The 20,373-nt window shown below is 59.4% G+C and carries 23 protein-coding genes and 1 tRNA gene; 11 read left to right on the top strand and 13 right to left on the bottom strand.

What is annotated here, in order from left to right; all coding sequences use genetic code 11:
- On the bottom strand, window positions 1-1,120 hold a 1,120-nt coding region (locus EIK79_RS17470; RefSeq protein WP_148094164.1), incomplete at its 3' end, for an RNA-guided endonuclease TnpB family protein.
- Between the two features lie 54 nt (window positions 1,121-1,174).
- Here EIK79_RS17470 and EIK79_RS18305 point away from each other — a divergent pair.
- Window positions 1,175-1,312, top strand: coding sequence for a hypothetical protein (locus tag EIK79_RS18305; protein WP_185715692.1), 138 nt, complete (start codon window positions 1,175-1,177; stop codon window positions 1,310-1,312).
- A 3-nt stretch (window positions 1,313-1,315) separates the two neighbouring features.
- Here EIK79_RS18305 and EIK79_RS18300 read toward each other — a convergent pair whose 3' ends face one another.
- On the bottom strand, window positions 1,316-1,471 hold the full coding sequence (locus tag EIK79_RS18300; protein WP_185715693.1) for a hypothetical protein: 156 nt from the start codon (window positions 1,469-1,471) through the stop codon (window positions 1,316-1,318).
- On the opposite strand from EIK79_RS18300, the gene EIK79_RS17465 reads away from it, so the two are divergent.
- Window positions 1,470-1,946 (top strand): hypothetical protein, encoded by a 477-nt coding sequence (locus EIK79_RS17465; protein WP_124957040.1) that lies wholly within the window; start codon window positions 1,470-1,472, stop codon window positions 1,944-1,946. The genes EIK79_RS18300 and EIK79_RS17465 overlap by 2 nt on opposite strands.
- Window positions 1,947-2,063: 117 nt before the next feature.
- Window positions 2,064-3,014, top strand: a complete 951-nt coding sequence (locus EIK79_RS17460; RefSeq protein ID WP_124957038.1) for a zinc-dependent metalloprotease — start codon at window positions 2,064-2,066, stop codon at window positions 3,012-3,014.
- A 19-nt stretch (window positions 3,015-3,033) separates the two neighbouring features.
- On the opposite strand, the gene EIK79_RS17455 is transcribed toward EIK79_RS17460, so the two are convergent.
- From EIK79_RS17455 to EIK79_RS17440, 4 genes are all read right to left on the bottom strand, one after another.
- Window positions 3,034-3,906, bottom strand: coding sequence for a phosphatase PAP2 family protein (locus tag EIK79_RS17455; protein ID WP_124957036.1), 873 nt, complete (start codon window positions 3,904-3,906; stop codon window positions 3,034-3,036).
- Between the two features lie 3 nt (window positions 3,907-3,909).
- Complete coding sequence (locus EIK79_RS17450) at window positions 3,910-5,742, bottom strand: ABC transporter substrate-binding protein (protein ID WP_221621788.1); 1,833 nt, start codon at window positions 5,740-5,742, stop codon at window positions 3,910-3,912.
- A gap of 184 nt (window positions 5,743-5,926) precedes the next feature.
- Entirely contained in the window at window positions 5,927-6,325 is a 399-nt protein-coding gene (locus EIK79_RS17445; RefSeq protein WP_233738257.1) for a Zn-ribbon domain-containing OB-fold protein, read from the bottom strand.
- Window positions 6,322-7,488, bottom strand: coding sequence for a thiolase domain-containing protein (locus tag EIK79_RS17440; protein ID WP_124957034.1), 1,167 nt, complete (start codon window positions 7,486-7,488; stop codon window positions 6,322-6,324). Before EIK79_RS17440 ends, EIK79_RS17445 begins: the two co-directional genes overlap by 4 nt.
- A gap of 105 nt (window positions 7,489-7,593) precedes the next feature.
- On the opposite strand from EIK79_RS17440, the gene EIK79_RS17435 reads away from it, so the two are divergent.
- The gene (locus EIK79_RS17435) at window positions 7,594-8,886 is read left to right on the top strand and encodes an RtcB family protein (protein ID WP_124957032.1); all 1,293 of its coding nucleotides are present in this window, start codon (window positions 7,594-7,596) and stop codon (window positions 8,884-8,886) included.
- 15 nt (window positions 8,887-8,901) lie between these two features.
- Here the strand turns inward: EIK79_RS17435 and EIK79_RS17430 are convergent, their stop codons facing one another.
- Window positions 8,902-9,432, bottom strand: a complete 531-nt coding sequence (locus EIK79_RS17430) for a helix-turn-helix domain-containing protein (RefSeq protein ID WP_124957030.1) — start codon at window positions 9,430-9,432, stop codon at window positions 8,902-8,904.
- 100 nt (window positions 9,433-9,532) lie between these two features.
- Here EIK79_RS17430 and EIK79_RS17425 point away from each other — a divergent pair, with 100 nt between their 5' ends.
- Entirely contained in the window at window positions 9,533-10,489 is a 957-nt protein-coding gene (locus EIK79_RS17425) for a carbohydrate kinase family protein (RefSeq protein ID WP_124957028.1), read from the top strand.
- Window positions 10,490-10,502: 13 nt separating this feature from the next.
- Here EIK79_RS17425 and EIK79_RS17420 read toward each other — a convergent pair whose 3' ends face one another.
- The 5 genes from EIK79_RS17420 to EIK79_RS17400 all read right to left on the bottom strand — a co-directional run bounded on the left by EIK79_RS17420 (window position 10,503) and on the right by EIK79_RS17400 (window position 16,273).
- A complete protein-coding gene (locus EIK79_RS17420; protein WP_124957026.1) occupies window positions 10,503-11,600 on the bottom strand; it encodes a Gfo/Idh/MocA family protein in 1,098 nt (365 codons plus the stop codon).
- 140 nt (window positions 11,601-11,740) lie between these two features.
- Entirely contained in the window at window positions 11,741-12,886 is a 1,146-nt protein-coding gene (locus EIK79_RS17415; protein ID WP_124957024.1) for an ABC transporter ATP-binding protein, read from the bottom strand.
- Between the two features lie 4 nt (window positions 12,887-12,890).
- Window positions 12,891-13,814, bottom strand: coding sequence for a carbohydrate ABC transporter permease (locus EIK79_RS17410; RefSeq protein ID WP_124957022.1), 924 nt, complete (start codon window positions 13,812-13,814; stop codon window positions 12,891-12,893).
- Window positions 13,815-13,816: 2 nt separating this feature from the next.
- Window positions 13,817-14,797, bottom strand: coding sequence for a carbohydrate ABC transporter permease (locus EIK79_RS17405; protein WP_124957020.1), 981 nt, complete (start codon window positions 14,795-14,797; stop codon window positions 13,817-13,819).
- Window positions 14,798-16,273, bottom strand: coding sequence for an extracellular solute-binding protein (locus EIK79_RS17400; RefSeq protein ID WP_124957018.1), 1,476 nt, complete (start codon window positions 16,271-16,273; stop codon window positions 14,798-14,800).
- Between the two features lie 168 nt (window positions 16,274-16,441).
- On the opposite strand from EIK79_RS17400, the gene EIK79_RS17395 reads away from it, so the two are divergent.
- From EIK79_RS17395 to EIK79_RS17380, 4 genes are all read left to right on the top strand, one after another.
- Window positions 16,442-16,894, top strand: coding sequence for a universal stress protein (locus EIK79_RS17395; RefSeq protein ID WP_124957016.1), 453 nt, complete (start codon window positions 16,442-16,444; stop codon window positions 16,892-16,894).
- Window positions 16,895-16,973: 79 nt separating this feature from the next.
- Window positions 16,974-17,612: a transcriptional regulator GfcR gene (gene gfcR, locus EIK79_RS17390; protein WP_124957014.1), complete on the top strand. Its 639-nt coding sequence runs from the start codon at window positions 16,974-16,976 to the stop codon at window positions 17,610-17,612.
- A gap of 97 nt (window positions 17,613-17,709) precedes the next feature.
- Window positions 17,710-17,794, top strand: a tRNA-Leu gene (locus EIK79_RS17385).
- Between the two features lie 201 nt (window positions 17,795-17,995).
- Window positions 17,996-18,553: a DUF420 domain-containing protein gene (locus EIK79_RS17380; protein ID WP_124957012.1), complete on the top strand. Its 558-nt coding sequence runs from the start codon at window positions 17,996-17,998 to the stop codon at window positions 18,551-18,553.
- Between the two features lie 5 nt (window positions 18,554-18,558).
- Here the strand turns inward: EIK79_RS17380 and EIK79_RS17375 are convergent, their stop codons facing one another.
- Window positions 18,559-19,206: a helix-turn-helix domain-containing protein gene (locus EIK79_RS17375; protein ID WP_124957010.1), complete on the bottom strand. Its 648-nt coding sequence runs from the start codon at window positions 19,204-19,206 to the stop codon at window positions 18,559-18,561.
- Between the two features lie 243 nt (window positions 19,207-19,449).
- Here EIK79_RS17375 and EIK79_RS17370 point away from each other — a divergent pair, with 243 nt between their 5' ends.
- Both EIK79_RS17370 and EIK79_RS17365 read left to right on the top strand, forming a co-directional pair.
- Complete coding sequence (locus EIK79_RS17370) at window positions 19,450-19,749, top strand: DUF5785 family protein (RefSeq protein ID WP_124957008.1); 300 nt, start codon at window positions 19,450-19,452, stop codon at window positions 19,747-19,749.
- 84 nt (window positions 19,750-19,833) lie between these two features.
- Window positions 19,834-20,172 carry a DUF7344 domain-containing protein gene (locus EIK79_RS17365; protein ID WP_124957006.1) on the top strand — a complete coding sequence of 113 codons (339 nt, stop codon included), beginning with the start codon at window positions 19,834-19,836 and terminating at the stop codon, window positions 20,170-20,172.
- Window positions 20,173-20,373 lie beyond the last annotated feature (201 nt).

The following is a 20,373-nucleotide window of genomic DNA, read 5'->3' as shown; positions in this document are numbered from 1 at the left end:
CCAGATTCCACCGGAATCTGGCTGCCCGCCAGAACACCGTTCTGGCGACCGCGTTAATATCTGCTTGGAACTCCGATACGTGGCAGTCGTCGTGCGGACACACAAACTCCGCTTGCTGACTCCGCCGACCGAGACGACCGCAGGCGTGGCACGTCTGCGAGGTGTACGCCGCGTTGACGTACTCAACGCGAATCCCTGCCTCGGTCGCTTTGTCCTCGATTCGGCCCTGTAACCGGGCGAACGCCCATGCGTGAAGGCGGCGGTTCATGAACTTCCCGTAGTCCAACCGCTCGCGGATGTACGACAGGTCTTCGAGAACGATAACGGGGTTCTCGAACTGTTGGGCATACTCGACGGCCTGCCGAGACGCTTTCTCGACAATATCCGTCAGAGCGTTTTGGTAGTGGTCGAATCGGCCGTCCACCCGCCACTCGGCGGCGTCTCTCGACTGTAGCCGCCGAAGTGTGGTGAACATCTCTTTGCGAAGGTGTCGCGCTCGACTGCCGCTGACGAGCATTGGCTTCCGTGGTACGTCGCGTTTGAGGGCACAGCCCGTTATCAACGCGCTCTCGCCTACGTCGAAGCCGATGTACGTCGGGTTGTCCGGTTCGGTCGGTTCTTCGACCGAGTATTCGACGGTGACGTGCAACTCCCACGACGTACGGTGTCGCTGTAGGCGCAACTCGCCTGCCTTTGCGTCCTCGGAGAGCAGGTCGAACCACAGGGATTCCTGCTCGGGGTTGATCCGAAGCGGAATCCAAAAGTTCGTCCCGCGTCCGGGTTGCGGGGCCTGCCACACGAAGGCGTGTTCGCGCCCCTCGGAGTAGTCGAACTTCGCGGCCCGATTGACGAGTCGAAGCGGATGCTCGTCGTCCAACTCTTCGGCGTTGTACGTCGAACGGAGTTTCGGGACGTAGGACTTGAGCGCGTCTTTGGCTTGGTACGGTAGGTCGTAGGGTGTCACAACGTCGTTGACGGCGGACATTGTGTCGGCCCTGTTGTCGAAGGCGTCGTGGAGTGCGGTTCGGTAGGTGTCCAAGAGCCGCTGTAGGCGTTGCTGTTTGCCCGCCGTGGGTGTGGCGAGCGTGGCCTGTAGCGTCTTCGTCACCGTCTCGGACACACCCGTAGATAGAACGTAGACAAAGTTAAGTGTAACGGGGCGCAAGAATGAGATATGCCACACATCAACTTCGAGGTAGAGGAAGAACAGTACGAGTCGCTGAAAGAGACGAAGAAGCGCCACGGTCTAACGTGGAAGGGAATGCTACTTCACGCGCAACGGGAGTTGGATTCCGGCCCGGCCACCGAGTAGTGGTCAGTCAGTATCGTGTCGCATTCCCTCCCGGCCTAAAGGCCGGGATTCCCTGCTTGAATTAAGATGGACCGCAACCGCGTTGCCGTAGGCGTCCATCTGAACCTCGTCCGCGAACGTTTCGGCGTACTCCATCCATACCTGCTGTCCGGAACGCATGAACACCACGATCGCAGGGTTACGCGGTGACGTGCTCTTAGACGGCAGGCAAGCAGTGCCGGACGAATCGACTCGACGTGGTGCAAATCCCTATGGGTTTGCCAGTCGTACTCGTGATATGGACATCACCGTTTTCAAACTGGAGATAGACGAACCGACGGTCAACGCGCCGTTCAGCGGCGATAAGATGGCAGCCGAGGATGAACAGAGCGATTCGTCTGGCAAAAGCATAAAACGCGTCGTTGGTCTCGGAACGCTCCTCCTGGCGGCGATTTTCGGTGGAGCCATCGCGCTCAAACGTCGACTGGGAGGTGACGAGTCCGAATCGGACGACGACCGCTCCCCACCGCCGGACGTAGAAGAAGACGACTCCCGGCACGTAGTTCCGGCGCTTGTCGGCCTCATCTTCCTCATTGTCCTGTCCGTAGTTATGAAAAAGAGGCGAGACTCGAATGAACACGACGAATCTCCGTGATCTGTCTCGTCTCCCCCCGTCTCCGATGGCGATCTGGAACCATCACACGACCGACTCGGTCCCCGGTCGCGTTCACGTAGGCGGAAGGACTTTGCGTCCTGCGTACCTTTGAATTCCATGAACTTTTATCGCGCCGTTCGGGCTGTTGCGGACGCCTCCGGTACCGAACCGATCGACTGGTCGGCGGTCACCGAATCCGCAAAGGCGGGCACGAAGCCGGGTGATCTCGATCTCACACCGAAAGAGATTGAGGCGTACCAGAACGACGTTCGCGTCGCGCGCGATCGCATCCGTTCGATGGGAGGTGTGGCATTCGATTTACCGTCAACGGTGGAGATCCAACACCGCCACCACTGGATCGACGCGAACGCAGCAACGTTCGAACGGGTTCTCGGTGAGATCGATTCGGAACTCAACCACCTACCGGGCGTCGTTCGGGCGATCAATACGGGATCGATGGCAGTCTCGATGGGCTTTCTTGCTAACAACGTTCTCGGACAGTACGATCCGTTGTTGCTCTCAACCGGCGATGACCACGCGTTGTATTTCGTCCATCCGAACATCGAACGTATCGCTCGGGAGCTGTCGGTCGACCGCGATCGGTTCAGGCGCTGGATCGCGTTCCACGAGGTGGCCCATGCAGCCGAATTCGGCGGTGCACCGTGGCTCACCGACCACCTCGAAGGGTTAATCGAAGAAGTCATCGACACGCTCTCGTCCGGTCAGTTCAGCCGGCTCGATCTCGATCGGATCGACATCACCATGACGGCGGTTGAGGGCTACGCCGAGTTGCTGATGGATCGCGCGTTCGACGCCGAGTACGACGATCTCCGTCGGAAGCTGGACGCTCGTCGTCGCAGCGGCGGACTGATCACCCAGCTTATGCGCCGTCTTCTCGGACTCGGCCGCAAGCGCCGCCAGTACGAACGCGGAAAGGAGTTCTTCGATACGGTCGTCGACGAGCGAGACCTCGACACCGCTGGCCTAGTTTGGGAACGGAAGGACAACCTCCCGACGGAGGCAGAACTCGACGACCCGACGCTGTGGCTCGATCGGATGGCGGCATGAATGCGATCCAACCGGACGCTCAATCGTTTTGAAGCCAGCGCCGAACGTAGGCAACCGCCCGATCTCCGATCCAGTCGTTTGTGACCCGGTTCATGCCACGGCGTAGCCGGTCACCAAACCGGGCCGCTAGGACAACGCTGATCACCGCGAGAACCGTGCCGACGACGACATCCGTCAACCAATGGATGCCCAAATACATCGTTGAGATAGCCACTGAGATCGCAAGCATCCACGCAATCGGCACCCACCGGCGGTAGATATCACGAAATCGATAGGAGAGGAGCGCAACGGTAACCGACATCGAGGTGTGAAGCGACGGAAAGACGTTCGTATTGGTGTTCACCTCGCTCGTCAACAGTTGTGAGTGTGGCCAATTAATGTACAGTAGCGGCTTGACCAACTCCGGGATGAGGTTCCGGGGACCGTACGCGACGAAGGCGATGTAACACACCAATCCGACGCTGTAGTTGATGATGTACGCAGCGACGGTTTCATAGAGCGGTTGCGTGTCGTCGTGGAGGAGGTACGCGAACAGTGGGAACACAAGCAAGAACGTGTACCCGAAGACGTAGATGGCGCTGAAATACGACGTCAACGTCGGTGTTGCCATCGATTGGAGATTGGCAACGAACTGCCCTTCGAGCCTGTGGATGAAGCCAGTAATGTTGACACCGACGATCCATGACAGGTTGTTACCGGTGTCACGGGCGATACTGTTGATTCCCAAGACAATCCCGAGTGCCATGAAACCGGGGGCCGCCTCCTTGAGTTTCGGTCTGAGATCAGAGAGCGCCGTCCAGAGCCGACTCGGACCCACGACGAAGAGCAAAGCCATCGGAAGGAGAACGGACACGACGACGACCACCTCCGAAAAGATCTCCATTAAGTTCATCGATTATTTCCTCACGAGCTTTCCATCGTCGAACTGATATCCAGCTGCTTGGAACGCCTCCTGTGCCTTTTGTACGTTTAATTCCCCGTCCGTTCCGAGGAACGGCGTTACAGGATCGGTTCCGTTCCATTTGAGACCGGCGGGAAGCCACTCCGTTCCGGTGAGTGGACTCACAGCCGGCTGTGCGTATCCGTCGAGTACGTCCTCGATGAGGTATCTCTTGTCGATGAGTTGGGCGATCGTGTTGCGAATCCGCGCGTTTGTGAGCGGTGACTGACGCACGTTGTAGCCAACCATATACAACGATGTCGAACGGTCAACGATCAGATCGAGCACGCTTTTGCGGCCGATACGCGGAACTTTACCGGCACCGACGGCTGTCCCTGTCACGTCTGCCTCGCCGCTGGCAACCATTTCCACAGCAGCGACATCAGAGCCCACGGCGCGGACAGCGAGCCGATCGAACGCAGGACCGTTAGCCAGTTCATCCGGTAGCTCGGGTTTATCGGTGTGTGTGAGGAAATGGTCGTCAAACGTGTCGAACGACACACTCCTCTGGGGATCGTTCTTCGCGAACATGAGAGGACCGCTTCCGATCGGAGGGATGTTTTTCGTGACGAGGGCCTCAGTTGCAGTGCCGACCTCGATGCCACCGATCGAGGAGGGGTTCGTCCGGTGGTTCCAGATGTGTTTCGGGAGTATTGGTACCGTGAACGCCCGCTTGGCCGCCTGAGGGTGACACTCCCCGAACCGGAATTCGAGCGTTTGTGGATCGATGACCCGGACGGTTGAGACGCGATCGCTCCGACCGTGGAACCGCGGCACCGGGACGGCAGTCGTGTCGTCGTCAGTGTCGTCTTCAATCCCCGATCCCAGCGTCGTATCTGACAGAAACGCGTAGGTGAACGCGACATCTTCAGCCGTGAGTGGCGTACCGTCGTGCCAGGTCACGTTTGCAGGGATCTCAACCGTCGCAAGCAGTTTCGAGGAGTCTTTGGAGAACTTCCACGAGTTTGCGAGCCACGGAGCGACCGTTTTCGGATCGGGCGAATACCCCAATGAATCGTAGAGCAACTCGGTTAAATCATCGCTACACCGGAACTCGACACTGAGCGGGTTCAAGTTGGTTGTCAATCGCGTGTCGTTCATCACCACACCGAGTTCTTCGGGGGGAGTGGGCGCACTCTCGTCCCGTTCGTCCGCATCGACCCGCTCCACTGCTAAGTAGCTGAGCGATGAATGCAGATCCCGTCGACGCCAGTTCGTGTACCGATCGCTCCGTACGGCTCGGATGTCGTCAGCGAGCGCGATGGGTGTGAACGGCTGATTCGTAGCGACCGTCTGTTGGAGTTGTGAAATCGCTTTCTGACGGCGCTTGCCGCTGACTGTGCGCTGGGTCTTCAGCAACCCGTCCACGTTCAAGTTCGCGTATCCAAACGGGTTCTGCCACCCGGAAGCGGGCGCGAACTTCGAATGCAACAACGAGTAGAGTGCGCCCGGTCGCTTGATCCGCAGCGGAGTGCGAGCGACGAAAAGATCGAATTCGTGCTTTAAAAGCACCTGTCGAAGCAGTTCCTCGTTGGACATCGGCGTCACGTTGGAATCTATCCCAGCGGTTCGAAGCCACTCCGCGACCTGGTTTGCGATACGAAGGGCGTAGGGATCTGAATCGGCCGAAACCGTCTTGATTTCGAGCGATATCTGATCCGAAGGTTGCCAGCCGGTAATCGTTCGCAGGCGACGAATACAGCCGCTGGTAAGGGCGGTCGCGCTGACGGCGAGCAGGGATAAAACGTTCCGTCGACGCAGAGAGGTAGTAGTTGGCGGCCGTGTCATACGTTCTCCGCCTATTGTCATGCCGATCCAATATCTCTTGGGACTTCAATCGAAGACGATCATCTTTTTCCAAACAATGGCAAGAGACACCACTCAACGGTTCGATCGTCCGGGATCTTAGATACAAACGATCCGGCCGAGGGCGTTCTCCAGAGCGGCTCACCGACACGGAGCGTGCCCCCGCTCAGTCCGTCTCGACTTCAAACACCGGCGCTGGATGACCGTCGTCGGCCTCCATGACGCCCGAAAGGACGACAGGATCACCGATCTCCGGGTTGTCTTCGGCAGCTGTCTCGATGCGCGCCGTGACTCGGGCAGCCCCTAACTGGACGATCCCGACGTGGTACGGTCCCTCGAAGCCGGTCGGTGGAACCGCGACTCGCGTGACGGAGTACAGCGTTCCGTCGGTCGGGAGATCGACCAGTTCGAGATCCTGACTCCCACAGTCGTGACAGACCGAAATCGGGGTGCCGTACGTCGCTCCGCAGTCGGAGCAGGACACACCGAGAACACGCTCGGATCGCAGCGCGTCGGCCCAGGCCTCGTATCCAACGCTCACAGTTTCGTCCATGTTCGCGCTCATGCTCGTGCCTCCATGATCGAGATGACCGTCGTTCCGGCGTCGCCACCGAGATTGTGTGCCAGCCCCCGCTGTGGGTCGTCGAGTTGTCGGTCGCCGGCCTCCCCCCGGAGCTGCTCGGTGAGTTCGACAATCTGTGCCACGCCGGTCGCACCGATCGGGTGGCCTTTCGCCTTAAGTCCGCCGCTGGGATTGATCGGCCGGTCGCCGTCGAGGGCCGTGCGACCCGCCTCGGCCGCCGGACCGCCCTGTCCGTCCTCGAAGAAGCCGATCGCTTCGCTCGCCAGCACTTCGGCTCCCGTGAAGCAGTCGTGTACCTCCGCAAAATCGATCTCGTCGGCGGTCACACCGGCCTGCTCGTAGGCCTGAGCCGCAGCGTCGCGTGCGGCTTGGGTCGCGTGAAGCGTCGGCTTCAGCCCGAGCGGGACGAGATCAGTAGCGTGACCGACGCCTGTCACGTCGACCGGATCGTCGAACGACGCTGCGCTGTCGTCGCTGGTGACGACGACTGCGGCCGCACCGTCGGAGAACGGGCAACAGTCCATGAGGTGGAACGGGTCAGCGACGACCGGCGAGTCGAGCACCTCCTCGACGGTCGTCTCGGAGCCGAAATGCGCACGCGGGTTCCGAGTGCCGTTCCCGTGGTTTTTCACAGCCACGTGGGCGAGTTGCTCCTCGGTTGTGCCGTACTCGTGCATGTGGCGTTTGGTCAGCAGGGCGAACACGCCAGGGAACGTCAGTCCAGTGGGCTGTTCGTACTGCCGGTGTGACGCCGAAGCGAAGATGCGAGTCATCTCCCCGGTTCCCTTTCCGGTTTCGGGCGTGCATCGCTCAACGCCGCCGACGAGGACCGTATCGTGGATGCCTGCCTCGACGGCTTGGACCGCGTTTTTGAACGCGTTGGCGGAGGTCGCACAGGCGTCCTCGAACCGCTGTGCTGGAACCCCGGCCAATCCCACTTCGGTGGCGAGCGTCGGTGCCAGATGCGTGTCGTTTTCAGTCTGACCACCCATCGCGTTCCCGAAATAGAACGCGTCGATATCGGCGGGATCGACGCCCGCGTCGTCGTAGGCCGAAAGCGCTGCCGTTGCGAATAGCTCGGGCAGTGACGACTCGTGAACGCCGAAGGTCGTCATTCCGGTCCCAACGACACTTGCTCGTGTCATCACTTCTGGGTTCGACCCCCAATCACAAAGCTACACGGATATCGTGTTACGTTACAAGACCATTCGTTCCGGTGGCGTTTAGTTCGCAGATCATCTACCGCGTGCATGTTCGATATCGAGGGCGAGCAGACGACTGCCCGCGTGTTTCTTTCAGAGGACCAACTCGGGCAGGCCGCCCACGAACAGCTCCGAACGCTGGTGGACCACGCCGCCTTCCGGAATCCCGTGTGTGTGATGAGCGACGCCCACTGGGGAAAAGGGAGCGTCATCGGCTTCACGATGGAGTTGGGCGAGCGGGTGGTGCCGAACACCATCGGCGTCGACATCGGGTGTGGGTTGTACGCCAGTAACGTTGGTCCTGAGCTATCGGTGTCGGGTGAGGAACTGGATCGTGCGGTTCGATCCCGGATTCCGATGGGATCGGCGGTGCGATCAGACACGGCCTACGACATGACGGCGTTTCCGTGGCAGAAAGCGAACGCCGTTCTCGAACGGTTTGAAGAGAGCTACGGGCGTGATCTGGGATTTGACGGCTACGATCGGTCGTATTTCATCTCCTTGTGTCGTCGCGTCGGGATGGACGAGGGACGCGCAGCCGACAGCATCGGGACGCTCGGCGGCGGCAACCATTTCATCGAGTTCGCCCGGAGCGAACGGACAGGCGACGTGTGGGTCGTCGTACACAGCGGGAGCCGGAAACTGGGGTATGAGATCGCAACCTACTGGCAAGAGCGAGCAACAGAACACATGGACACCCGTGGCATTGACGTGGAGGCGAAGATCCAACGCATCCGCGAGGAGTATGAGGGCGAGGAGATCGGCCGCCGCATCGACGCGTTCCAAGATCGGCTGACCGATCGCGACCGGAACGAAACGCTCGATTACCTCGAGGGGGCGGAGGCCGACGGCTACTTCATCGACATGATCTTTGCACAGCAGTACGCCGCCGAAAACCGTCGAGAGATGGTCCGGCAGATCAGTTCGATCCTCGATACGACGATCGACGACGAGATCGAATCGGTCCACAACTACATCGATTTCCGGGATCTCGTGATCAGGAAAGGGGCGACGCGGGCGTACGAGGACGAACGATTTCTCGTTCCCTTTAACATGCGCGACGGCACCCTGATCTGTGAGGGGAAATCGAATCCCGATTGGAACTGGTCCGCTCCACACGGTGCGGGGCGGGTGATGAGCCGGCGACAGGCCACCCGAGAGGTAGATCTCGACGCGTTCCGGGAAACGATGGCCGACGTGTTTTCGACGAGCGTGAACAGCGACACGCTCGACGAAGCTCCACAGGCGTACAAGGACGCAACGCTGATCGAACGCGCGATTGAACCGACGGCACGGATCACAGACCGACTCGACGCATTTCACAACATCAAAGCGTCGTAACCGGTCAGTGGTGGGTCAGGTCTGCTCAGTCAGCGTGATGTCGAATCGTGTTTCGATCGCCGTGATCAGCGAACCGCCCACCTCTGCGCTGGTGGCACGTCCCTCTTCGATGGCGATGATATCGCTCTCGGACACGTCTAACTCCGCAGCGAGATCGGCAGTTCCGAGGTCTGCGGCTGCCCGTGCGTTTGCGAGCCGGTCGGCGTATCCCCGGACGAGATACGGAAGCGGATCGCCCTCATACTCCGCGTCGTCCACCCAGCCGGAGGGATTTTTCGACCGGGCGTCGTCCATTTGGGCGGCGTTGTGCACCGCGCGCTGCCCTCTATCGGGTTCGTCCGGGTCGCGCGTCCCTGTTTCCTGTCCGTGCTCGTCGCGCTTCGATTCCGGTGTGCCGGTTTCGGCGTGGCGCGTTCGACAGTCGGGGCACACAGCGAGTGTCGCGCCAGCCACTCGCTCGGTGTGGAGCGTCGTCCGCTCGGCACCACACAGCTCACAGCTCCCCTCGTCATCGGAGCTGATCCCCCCGGTCGAGTACTTTGCCATGCTCGTGTATTCGGTTGCTGCTATTTAAACAGTTACACGAAGATGCAGTCTCACGCAGGCCGTTCGGTGTCACTTTGGTGCTCGCGCACTCTCAGACAGTATGTCTCGACGCGTACTCGTCGCTGGGGAAACGGTGATCGATCTCATTCCGACTGCTCCCGAGCAAGCGGAATCGGGTGATCGATTCATCCGGCGAGCAGGGGGTGCGCCAGCGAACGTGGCTGTCGGGCTTGCTCGACTCGGCTGTCCGCCGTGGTTATGGACCCGTCTGGGGACCGACCCGATGGGTGAGTATCTTGCCGGCGTGCTGACTGAGAACGACATTCCTGAGCGGTTCGTCGAGCGCGATCCTGACGGAAAAACGACGCTTGCAGTTGTTTCGTACGATGATTCCGGTGATCGATCGTTCACGTTCTATCAGGATACGGCCGCCGACACGCGCTTTGTGACTGGTCGCGTTCCGGATTCGGCGCTCGAACCCGTCGACTGGGTGGTGATTGGCGGCATTGCGCTCACCGCGGAGCCGTCACGGACGGCGATCCTCGACCTCGCACGACGCGCACGGGCCATGGACTGCACGGTGGTGTTCGATCCCAACACCCGGCCTGAACTGTCGGGACCAGCGTTCGAGCGAACCGTCCGCGACACGCTCAAACACACGCACGTGCTCAAAGCGTCGACGGCGGATCTGCGCGCTGTGGGCTTCAGTGGCGCTGATCCCGTCTCGCTCGCGCGTGCTGCGTGCGTCGCGTCGGTTCACACCGTGGTGGTGACGCTCGGAGCCGACGGCGCTGTGTTCGTCTCTCGTCGTGGTGCTCCGTGGGGTGCGACGACGGTCTCCCATCCAGGGTACACCGTCGACGCCGTTGATACGACCGGTGCGGGCGATGGGTTCCTCGCCGGACTGCTCGCGGGGTGTGTCGAGGGTAACCGGTCACCCGAGAAGCTTCTCGACATCGCAACCGCAGCCGGTGGTCACACCGTCACGACGACCGGCGCGATGACGGCATTGCCCACTCGAAACGCGATCGAAAGCCTCCGAAAAACGCACGAATAAGCGACAGCAGTACTCAATCAGCCGTTGGCATCGGTTCGGTGTCGAGCGTTATCGCCCCGTTGCGCTCGCTGGAACGGTACGTTGCGTCCATCACCTGCTGAACGACAATTCCCTGTTCGACGGTGTTTACCGACAGCGGTCTCCCTTCCCTGACCGCCTCGATGAATTGTCGTTGTTCTTGTCGGTGTGGGTTCTCGTCGCGGGTCGTGATCTCCGAGTCGGAGAAGTGTGGAGCGCCGGCTGAGGACGACTCGAAAACGGTGAGTTCGCCGTCGGAGAGATCGAGACGCGCACCGGCGTCGGTTCCTTGGATTACGAACTCAGTACTCGGCGTCCGGTTGGCGGCCCACGCGACATCGAGTGAGATCGTCGAGGCATCCGCACACCGAATGAAGGCGTTGGCGGAATCGTCGACATCGAAGGGACCGTCGCCGTGTTCACCCCACATTTCGAGATGGGTGTAATCCGGTCGATCACCGAACACCGATCGTGTGACGCCCGATACTTCCGTCACGCAGGGGAAATCAAGCAGATACAGCGCGAGATCGATCGCGTGGGCACCGATGTCGATGAGTGCGCCTCCGCCGGCCGACTCTTCTTCGGTAAACCACGTTCCCCGGCCAGGAACGCCGCGACGCCGGATGTACTTCGCCTCGATGTGGTGGATCTCACCGAATCGTCCCTCACGAACGTACTGTTTGAGCACTTGAACCGGGCTTGCAAACCGGTTGTGGAACCCGACCATACAGATCCCAGACGACTGGGTAGCTGTCTCGTGCACCCGCTTTGCGCTGTCGATCGTGTGAGCGACCGGCTTCTCGATGAGCACGTTGTTGTCCGCGTTCAGCGCCCCCACGGCGTACTCCTCGTGGTACTGGTTGGGCGTTGTGATGATGACTGAATCGGTCGTCTCGTACAACGACTCGGGATCATCGTACGCCGGAGCGCCGAACGCCTCCTCGAACCGATCGCGTGCCATCGGAGAGATATCCATCCCGCCTGTGATTTCGACGTCGAGCTGTGCCGTCAACGAGCTGAGCTGCTCGGCGTGATACCGACCGATGTTGCCAAGACCGATAATGCCGATAGAATGGGGGACGTGGCTGCTCATTGCAGGAGTGTATAAGCGGAGGATTGATGTGTATTGCTATATTGAACTGCGCCGCTCACACCCCGCAACGACGGTAGTCCGAAACGCCGTGCGTTCGTCCACCGGTGAGAGTGATCGGTCCAGTCAGGCGTGCGCGAGAGTCACGGCCGGTCGGTGTCTGGAGTGATCTCGGTGTCGAGTCCATGGGTGATCGCTGCACCGCTGGCAGTCTCAAAAAGGTGAACCCGGGAACGATCGAAAACGACCTGAACGGATTCGTCAACCTCGACATCGGTTTCAGGCGGAACGCTCACGAGCAACTGTACAGACTCCGCGTCCGCTGCCGCCTCATCCGAACAAAGGAGGTAGACGAGCATCTCATCACCCATCGGCTCGATCACGTCGACGACGGCGTTGATCGCTGTACTCGGAGCCGACAGCCGTTCGGCACGGTTGGATCCGGCGAGGTACGCGTCTTCGGGGCGAACACCCAGCGTTATCTTGTGAGGAATGTCGGAAGAATGGTCGAACGAGACGCTGACAGCAGCAGAGTTGAAGCCGTCTGCGGTCGCTGTTCCGTCAAATAGGTTCATTCCCGGCGAGCCGATGAATCCCGCGACAAACAGGTTTCGTGGCTCGTTGTAACAGGTAAGCGGTGGTGCGAACTGCTGGATAGTGCCGTCATTGATGACCGCAATGCGGTCGGACATCGTCATCGCCTCGGCCTGATCGTGTGTGACGTACATCACTGTCGTGTCGAGTTGTTTGTGCAATCGCTGGAGTTCGGTACGCATGTGGGTCCGCAGCGTCGCGTCGAGGTTGGCGAGCGGTTCGTCCATCAGAAAGACATCGGGATTGCGGACGATGGCGCGGGCAATGGCGACGCGCTGGCGCTGCCCACCCGACAACTCCTCTGGCTTGCGGTCTCCCATCCCCCCCAACTGGACGATCTCCATCGCCCGATCAACGCGCCGTTCGATCTCTGCGGTCTCGTAGTCGCGCAAACGTAATCCGAAGCTGACGTTTTTGAAGACACTCATGTGCGGAAACAGCGCGATGTTCTGAAACACCATCGCAACTCCCCTGTCTTTCGGTGGGAGTGTCGTCACGTTCCGGTCACCGATGTGCACAGACCCCTCGGTCGCGTCCGTGAGTCCGGCGACGATCTCGATAGTGGTCGATTTTCCACAGCCCGACGGACCGACGAGAGTGATGAATTCCCCGTCGGTGATATCGAGACTCAGATCGTCGACGGCGACGACATCTCCGTAGCGTTTCGTGACGTGATCGAGTGTGAGGCGTGCCATTGTTTCACTCCTTGAGCGCGCCAGCGGTGAGTCCGCTGACAATCTTCTCCTGGGCGAAGGCCACCAGGATCGCGACCGGCAACACACCGATGAGACTGGCGGCACCCATTAAATTGTACAGTTGTGTATACTGTGTCTGGTAGTTTCGTATACCGTACACCAGCGGTGACCAGTCGGTGTACTCGCCGGTGGTCATCAAAAACGAGAAGAAGAACTCGTTGTACACGTAGATAAACGTGAGCACGGCGACGGTCGCCACCCCCGGTGCCGACAGCGGGATGATCACGCGAACGAGCGCGCCGAGTCTGGTCGTCCCTTCGATACGAGCAGCGTCTTCGAGCCCGTCGGGAATCTGGGCGTAGAAGGTGGTGAGAATGAAGATCGCCAGCGGCATGAATAGCGCGGTAAACGGCGGCAGCAACGCGGCTGGCGTGTTGAGCACGTTGGGACTACTGATCCCGAACAACGAGATGTTTCCGGCGAACAGTCGGTACAACGGAACGAAAAACGCCGCCGGGGGGAAATAGGAGATCGCTAACACCACCAACAACAGCGGTCGTCGACCGGGAAATTCTAATCGACCGAACACGTATCCCGCAAGGCTCGCAACCACGAGCACGATCGCGGTCGTTCCGAACGCGAGCATGATGCTGTTTGCCACGTACATGTGAAACGGAACTACCTCGAACACCTCGACGAACGATTGCCAGTGGAACGCTTGTGGCGTGAGTCCGACCGTGCCCAGCAACTCCCGAGGCGTTACCGCGATGACAAACAGCCAGTAGAAGGGGAACAAGGTGCCAAAGAGGAAGCCGAAAACGGCGACGTAGAACAACACTCGATAGAGGCGCTCTGGCCGATAGATCGCACGCGTTACCCACCGTTCGATCCGACCCGAATCCTCCGTGTCTGGTGTTGATGTACTCATTTTCAGACCACCTCCTGAGCGTATCGAACGATGTAGATGGAGACGAACACCCCGATGATCACGGCGGTGATGAACGCGACCGCTGCGGCAGTCGCATACTGGTTCGTCGAAAGCAAGGTTTCGACGACGAGACACGACAGCGTCGGTACGGTCGAACAGCCCGCGTCGGAGGCTACGACCAGTCCGTACACCCGCATCGCGCCGATCGTCCGGAACAGGACGGCAACCAGCACCGCAGGAAGGATGAGCGGGAGTGTCACCTGTCTGAACCGCTGCCAGCGTGAGGCCCCAGCCACCTTCGCTACATCGTACAGATCCCGGTCGACACTCTGTAGCCCGGCGAGGATCAACAGCGCCATGAATGCGGATGTCTTCCAGATGTCCGCTACGATCACGATCAACAACGAGCTGGCGCTGTCGTTTAGCGGCTGGTCAGCCAGTATGCCGAGCTGTTGGAGCGGCTGTGACGCAAAGCCCACACTGGGGTCGAACATGAGATAGAAGATCATCCCCTGAATAACGATGGGAACCGCCCACGGCAGGATGATAGCGACTCGTACGAACCGGCGACCCCGAAAAGATCGGTCCAATACGAGCGCCTGTCCGAAGCCGATGATCGTCTCGAACACCACGGTCACGACGGTGAACAGAAACGTCACGACAATGGCGCTCTGCAACGGATAGTCGAGATCGAACAGGGGCCGGATCAGTACCTTCTCGCCGGTGAGAATCCGTACGTACTGGTCGAGTCCGACGAATTCACCGAGCGGTTCGGTGAGGCTGTTCGCGTGTAAGGACATCTCGAACGTACTCGCCAGCGGCCAGAACGCAACGAAGCTGAGAATGAGAAACACCGGTCCCAATAGCAGGTACGCGAACTGTGGTTCACTCAACCCTTCGATCCACTGCAGCAAGCTTGCGATCGGTCCCGACCGTCGACCCGTTTCGGACGCCGCGTCCGGAGACGTCGGTTCTGTGCTCATCTATGTGACCTCGTTCTCGATCGATCGCAGCTTATCTTTGAGTTCGGTCATCGCGTTCGTAGTGGGTTTGTCGGTAGCGGCAGCGGCGTTGACCTGCTGGTAGATGGTCGTCGCCTGCTGTGGCCAGACCGGCGTTGAAGGGCGGGGCATCGCGTTTGTCCCCGCGATCTGCAGCGTCTCCATATACCGACCGACCGGTTCCTGTTTCGTGGCCGCTCTTGTGTCGTACAACGCCGGTTTTGGTGGCATCCAGCCCGTGATTCCCAGCAAGCCGAGCTGAAAATCATCTTTCATGGCGACCTCAATGAGTTCAAGCGCCATCTCCGTCCGGTTGGTATTGGCGTTGACCGTTATGTGCCACCCGCCCAGCGCAGACGTCGACCCTCCGGTACCGGTTGCCTGAGCGTTCCCTGGGGATACCGCGTACGGCAACGGCATGACGCCGTAGTCAGTGCCGAACGCGTCCTCGGCCGCCAATGAGGCGATCGTGTACGGCCAGTTGCGCATGAACACCGCCGTCCCGCTCTCCATCGCCCTGAGCGTATCCTGTTCCTTCCAAGAGAGAACGCCGCTCGGAGCAATCGATCCTCGATAGCCCGAGAGCGCTTCGTTGTCGGTTCCGCCGTGAATGAACTGTCGCACCATATCCACTGCGGTAACGACCGGCTCGGCGTCAACCGTGATGGGACGGTTGCCGATCGGACCGAACAAGTGTTCGCGTCCCCCGAAGTACGCGCCGCCCCACGAACTCATGAACTCGTTAAACGTACAGCAAGAGAGTCCTTCATAGGTGTCAAACTGAAAGACAAAACCGTGATCCGCGTCGGTTGTATCGCGGACGTCTTGTGCGATCGTCGAGAACCGTTTCCACGTCATCGGGGTCGTCGCCCATCCTTGGCCGTCCGGATCGTAGCCAGCCTCGGTCACGAGATCCTTCCGGTACTGTATCGTCGAGAAATCCGGAAACAGCGGTACGCCGTAGAGATCGCCCGAATCGGGATCTTTCGCCGTCTCGACGCTGGCTGAAAAGTAGTCGTTCTCGATTGTCGAGAGCAGATTATCCGAAAGCTCGGCTGTCAGGTTCAATAGGTTCCCACCGACGATGAACGGGATTGTCCACCCACAGTCCATCAAGAACAGGTCTGGATCGGCTTGATCGGATTGGAGCAACTGCGTGTAGCTCTGGCGGCGCTCGCTGGAGTCTTGGCTCCCTTCGACGAACTCGATCGTGATATCATCCGACAGTCCCTGCTCGTGAAACAGTTGCTTTATCTGATCCCCATTCTGTCTCACTTGAACCGGATCGAAACCGAACGTGATCGTGTTCCCGCCTCCACCCTCATCCCTATAAATGCACCCCGCAAGACACACCGTGACGCTCGAAGCACCGATCGATCCGAGAAGCTGACGGCGCGAGATCCGCTGCCGGGAATCGATCGGTGTGGTATCCGCCGGCATACTCAGTATCTGGCTCATGAATCCTTATATAACCATTGGTTTATAATTATATTTATGAAAATTATATGCTTGTTATGTCACCAGTTTGAAACAAATAGTCTCGGAGATCCCGAGGTGCGAATAGATGACAAGATAGATGAATTATGTTGCCGTCACTTTTATGAGTCATTAGAGAACTGATACTGTATGGCGCTTGAGTCCGTTCTTCTCGCAGTCGGGAAGGGTGACGCCGAGCGAGCCGAGTCGTTAGCCGAGACAGTGGTTGATATCGCCGGTCCGGCCGGCGGAGCGGTCACGCTCACCCACGTATTCACAACCGACGAGTTCGAAACCGTCCGCTCTCAGCTCGGTTACGGGGCAGATTCACCCGTCGATCCGGACGAGGTGGCGCGTCGTCACGCAACAACGCGCTCGATCAAAACGGAGCTGACGGCGGCTGACGTGGAGCACTCCGTGCGTGGATCGGTCGGTCCGCATGGAGCGTCTATTGTCGAGATCGCCACGGAGATCGACGCAGGTCTCATCATTGTCGGTGGTCGAAAGCGCTCGCCGGCCGGCAAGGCCGTATTCGGAAGTACAGCTCAGGAAGTGCTGTTGAACGCACCTTGTCCAGTAACGTTCGTTCGAGAGCAGGACTGACTCAAGTCCGCTCGCCGCCAGAGTGAATCGCTACCGGCACCTCGAACGTTTATACCTGTAGCCATGAAAGCTCCACCATATGAAGAACGTCGATGATCTGATCGAGAGCGCGGCGGATCTCACCCAGCGAGGGTTATCGAAAGGTGAGATCGCGGACGAACTGAACGTTTCGCGGGAGACCGCTAGCTGGCTCATCGAACGCGGCAGCGTTCAAGAGACGACGCCGGGAACGACTGCCCAGGTCGGCGGCCCACACGACATTCACGTCGACTGGAGTGCACTCGGGCGCGACAGCCGACGGCTGTCGTACGCCGGTGCGGCGATGGCCGATCTCCTCACCAAAGAGGGTGAGGAAGTCGATCTCACGATCGGCATTGAGAAGGCGGGAACCCCGCTTGCCACGACGATCGCCCGGGAGCTGAACACCGACCTCAGTGCGTACAATCCGCGCAAACACCAGTGGGAGGAGGGCGACATCGAGGAGCTAGAGGGATCGTTCTCCCGGAACTTCGCCACGATCCGGGATCGGGACTGCTACATCGTTGATGACATCATCACCAGTGGAACGACGATGACCGAAGCGATCGAAGCGGTGCGGGCCGAAGGCGGGACGCCCGTCGCCTGCGTCGTGCTCGCTGATAAGCAAGGCGTCGAGGAACTCGACGGCGTTCCCGTGTTTTCACTGCTCCAAGTCATTCGCGTGGGCAACAATGCGTAATGCGTGTGATGCATTGGGAACGGTGCGCAGTGAACGACGGAAAGGGAAGGGCTTTTATTAGCCTACGAAATACGATTAGATGCACACGCAACAGTGAGCGTGGGTAGCCAAGCCAGGCCAACGGCGCAGCGTTGAGGGCGCTGTCCTGTAGAGGTCCGCCGGTTCAAATCCGGTCCCACGCAGTCTTTTCGAGTGAGCGTGAAACGGTGTGGGGGAGTAGGAACGATTTGAACCCTACAAGCCGCAGTCCGGAACGGTGAGCGGAGCGAACCGCATGCCCGAACCGTCTTGGTCCGGTTCAAATCCGGTCCCACGCAGTGATTGAGTTTTCGAGTGAGTGAGGGAGCGACAAGCGCAAGGCAGTGCCGTGTCTGTTCTGAGATATGCACCCACAGATCAAACAGAACGTTCCAGCAGTGACAGGGGTGTTGACCATCCTCTCGCTCGCGTTCGTGTTTGGGGCAGCCCTCCGGATCATTCCGTCGACCGTGTTGCCCTACAATTCCGGACTCATCGCGGTGATTCCTCACCTCAACGCGGTCATCAGTCTCACCGCCATCGTGTTGATCAGCGCGGGCTGGTATTTCATCAGGAACAATGCGGTCGAGAAACACCGGTATGCGATGGTGACGAGCTTCGGGCTGTTCGTTGCCTTTCTCGGATTGTACCTGTATCGCGTGACACTTGAAGGGCCATCGCCGTTTCTCGGACCGGACGCGATCAAAACGTACGTGTATCTACCGCTGCTGGCCGTCCACATTCTTCTCGCAATCGTCTGTATCCCGCTGTTGTACTACGTGCTGTTGCTCGCGGTGACGCGACCCGTTTCTGAGGTGTACGCGACGAATCACCGACGCGTCGCCCGGATCGCCGCGCCGCTGTGGCTCGTCTCGTTTGCTCTTGGCGTCGTCGTATACGTAATGTTACACGTGGTGTACTAAGCTGATCAAAACAGGTGTGGAACAACGGCTGATTCGGCTTTCCGGAGGTGTTCATCGACGGTGCTCGGGGCACAGTCGAGTTTCCCCGCGATATCCTGGTGGGTTACCCGACGGGGCACGTCGTAATAGCCCGCTTCAACGGCGGTTTCGAACACTTCCCGCTGGCGATCAGTGAGTGATGTCAGGAGATCGTTGGTACCGGGATCGTACCGCCCGGCGTGCTGGACCGATACGGTGAGTTCCTCAGGAACGGACTGGAGCACCGTTCCCAGCCGGGTCGTATTTCCCACCAATGTGACGTTCATGCCGTCGGCGTCGAACGTGATCGGTGTGTCGATGATGAGTCCGTGATCGTAGGCGAGTTCGACGAGGTGTCCCTCGGTGTTCGCTGCGTCGAGATGAACGTACGCGTACACGTCGTTGCCGTCAACGGAGACGATTTCGTGATTGAGCACGTTTTCGTTGGTCGTTATCGCCGTCTCGATGGCTGACCGAGAACCTGTGAGATGGTACAACAGGAGATACGTCTCGTTAAACCGGATGTCGAGATGAAGCAACGTCTCGCGTGTGATGTGCTCTTGCGTCGTGAGATACTGATCGATCGGATGGAACGCGCGGTCCGTCGGTTTCAGTGAGAGCGTGAGATATTTCATGATCTGTGGGCTGTTTGTACGTCCACGTGGTGGGGAATCTGTACTGACTATTGTGACAAACCCATCCAAGTCAACTGTCGCGGAGGGCAAGACTCGGGGAATCCGCCTTGATTTTTCCGTGAACCAGATCTGGGTTCGCGTCTTGATCCCGGATGGATAATAATGGCCTGAGTCGGGCGTTTCCGTGCGCGGTTCAAACGTTGGAAGGGAACGTTTAACCTCACACTGTCCTCAACCACGAGTATGGACTGGCCTCACGATCCGGATGCCGAGGCGGGAAGCGAAGGGATGCGCAAGTACGGACAGGCGATCCTCGCCAAGAAAGTCGATGAGGAGGAGGATTTTCCCCTATCAAAAGCCGAATTTCAGGAGCGCGTCGGTGATCATCCAGTTCGCATCGATTACGAAACCGTTGTCAGCGTCGCTGATGTGCTCGCGGCTGTCGAGACCGAGGAATTTGAAGACATACAGTCGTTCAACCAGGCGATGGGCCGGGCACTGCGCACGCAAGGCAACTGGCCGTACGAAACCGGGAGTGCCTGACGGCCGGCCCGCTTTGTCCACGAGTAGCTCGCTCTGTGTGAACGCACGCCACACTTATTCAATCGGCACTGCGTACATATTGATATGGCAGTTGATTCAACGAGTACGACCGACACCGGGCGCGGACTCCCTGAACCGGTGGTCGAGGAGTTGCTTGCCGAACCGTACCGGCGCGTTGTGCTGCGGTCCCTCCACGCCACGGACGGAGCGATCACCGTTAGACAGCTCGCCACCCGTGTCGTCGCGAGCGAGCGATCAATCCGCCCCGAGGCAGTTTCTCCACGCGAGCGCGAGCGCGCTCAGGAATGTCTCTACGAACACCATCTCCCAAAGCTCACTGCAACCGGTGTCGTCCGGTACAACTCCCGTAATGCGAGCGTCGAACTGGACGACGCTGCCGGTCAACTCCTCGATCGAATCTAAAAACCCCACTTTTTTTACGGGAGGGTAGCGAAGCTACCCTCCCGTAAAAAACCTGGACTAAAAAAGCCGCTCGCTCCGCTCGCGGTGCTGCGTCTTACCCGCAACCGCCTCCGCACCGCAACCGCCTCCACCACCTTTTTTCCGTTCGGGTGGCTGCGCCACCACTCACCGCGCGAGACGGTCGCTCACTTCGTTCGCGCT

Source organism: Halocatena pleomorpha (assembly GCF_003862495.1).
Taxonomy (GTDB): domain Archaea; phylum Halobacteriota; class Halobacteria; order Halobacteriales; family Haloarculaceae; genus Halocatena; species Halocatena pleomorpha.
Note: the sequence above shows the minus strand (reverse complement) of the source record. Positions and strands in the feature narration are given on the sequence as shown.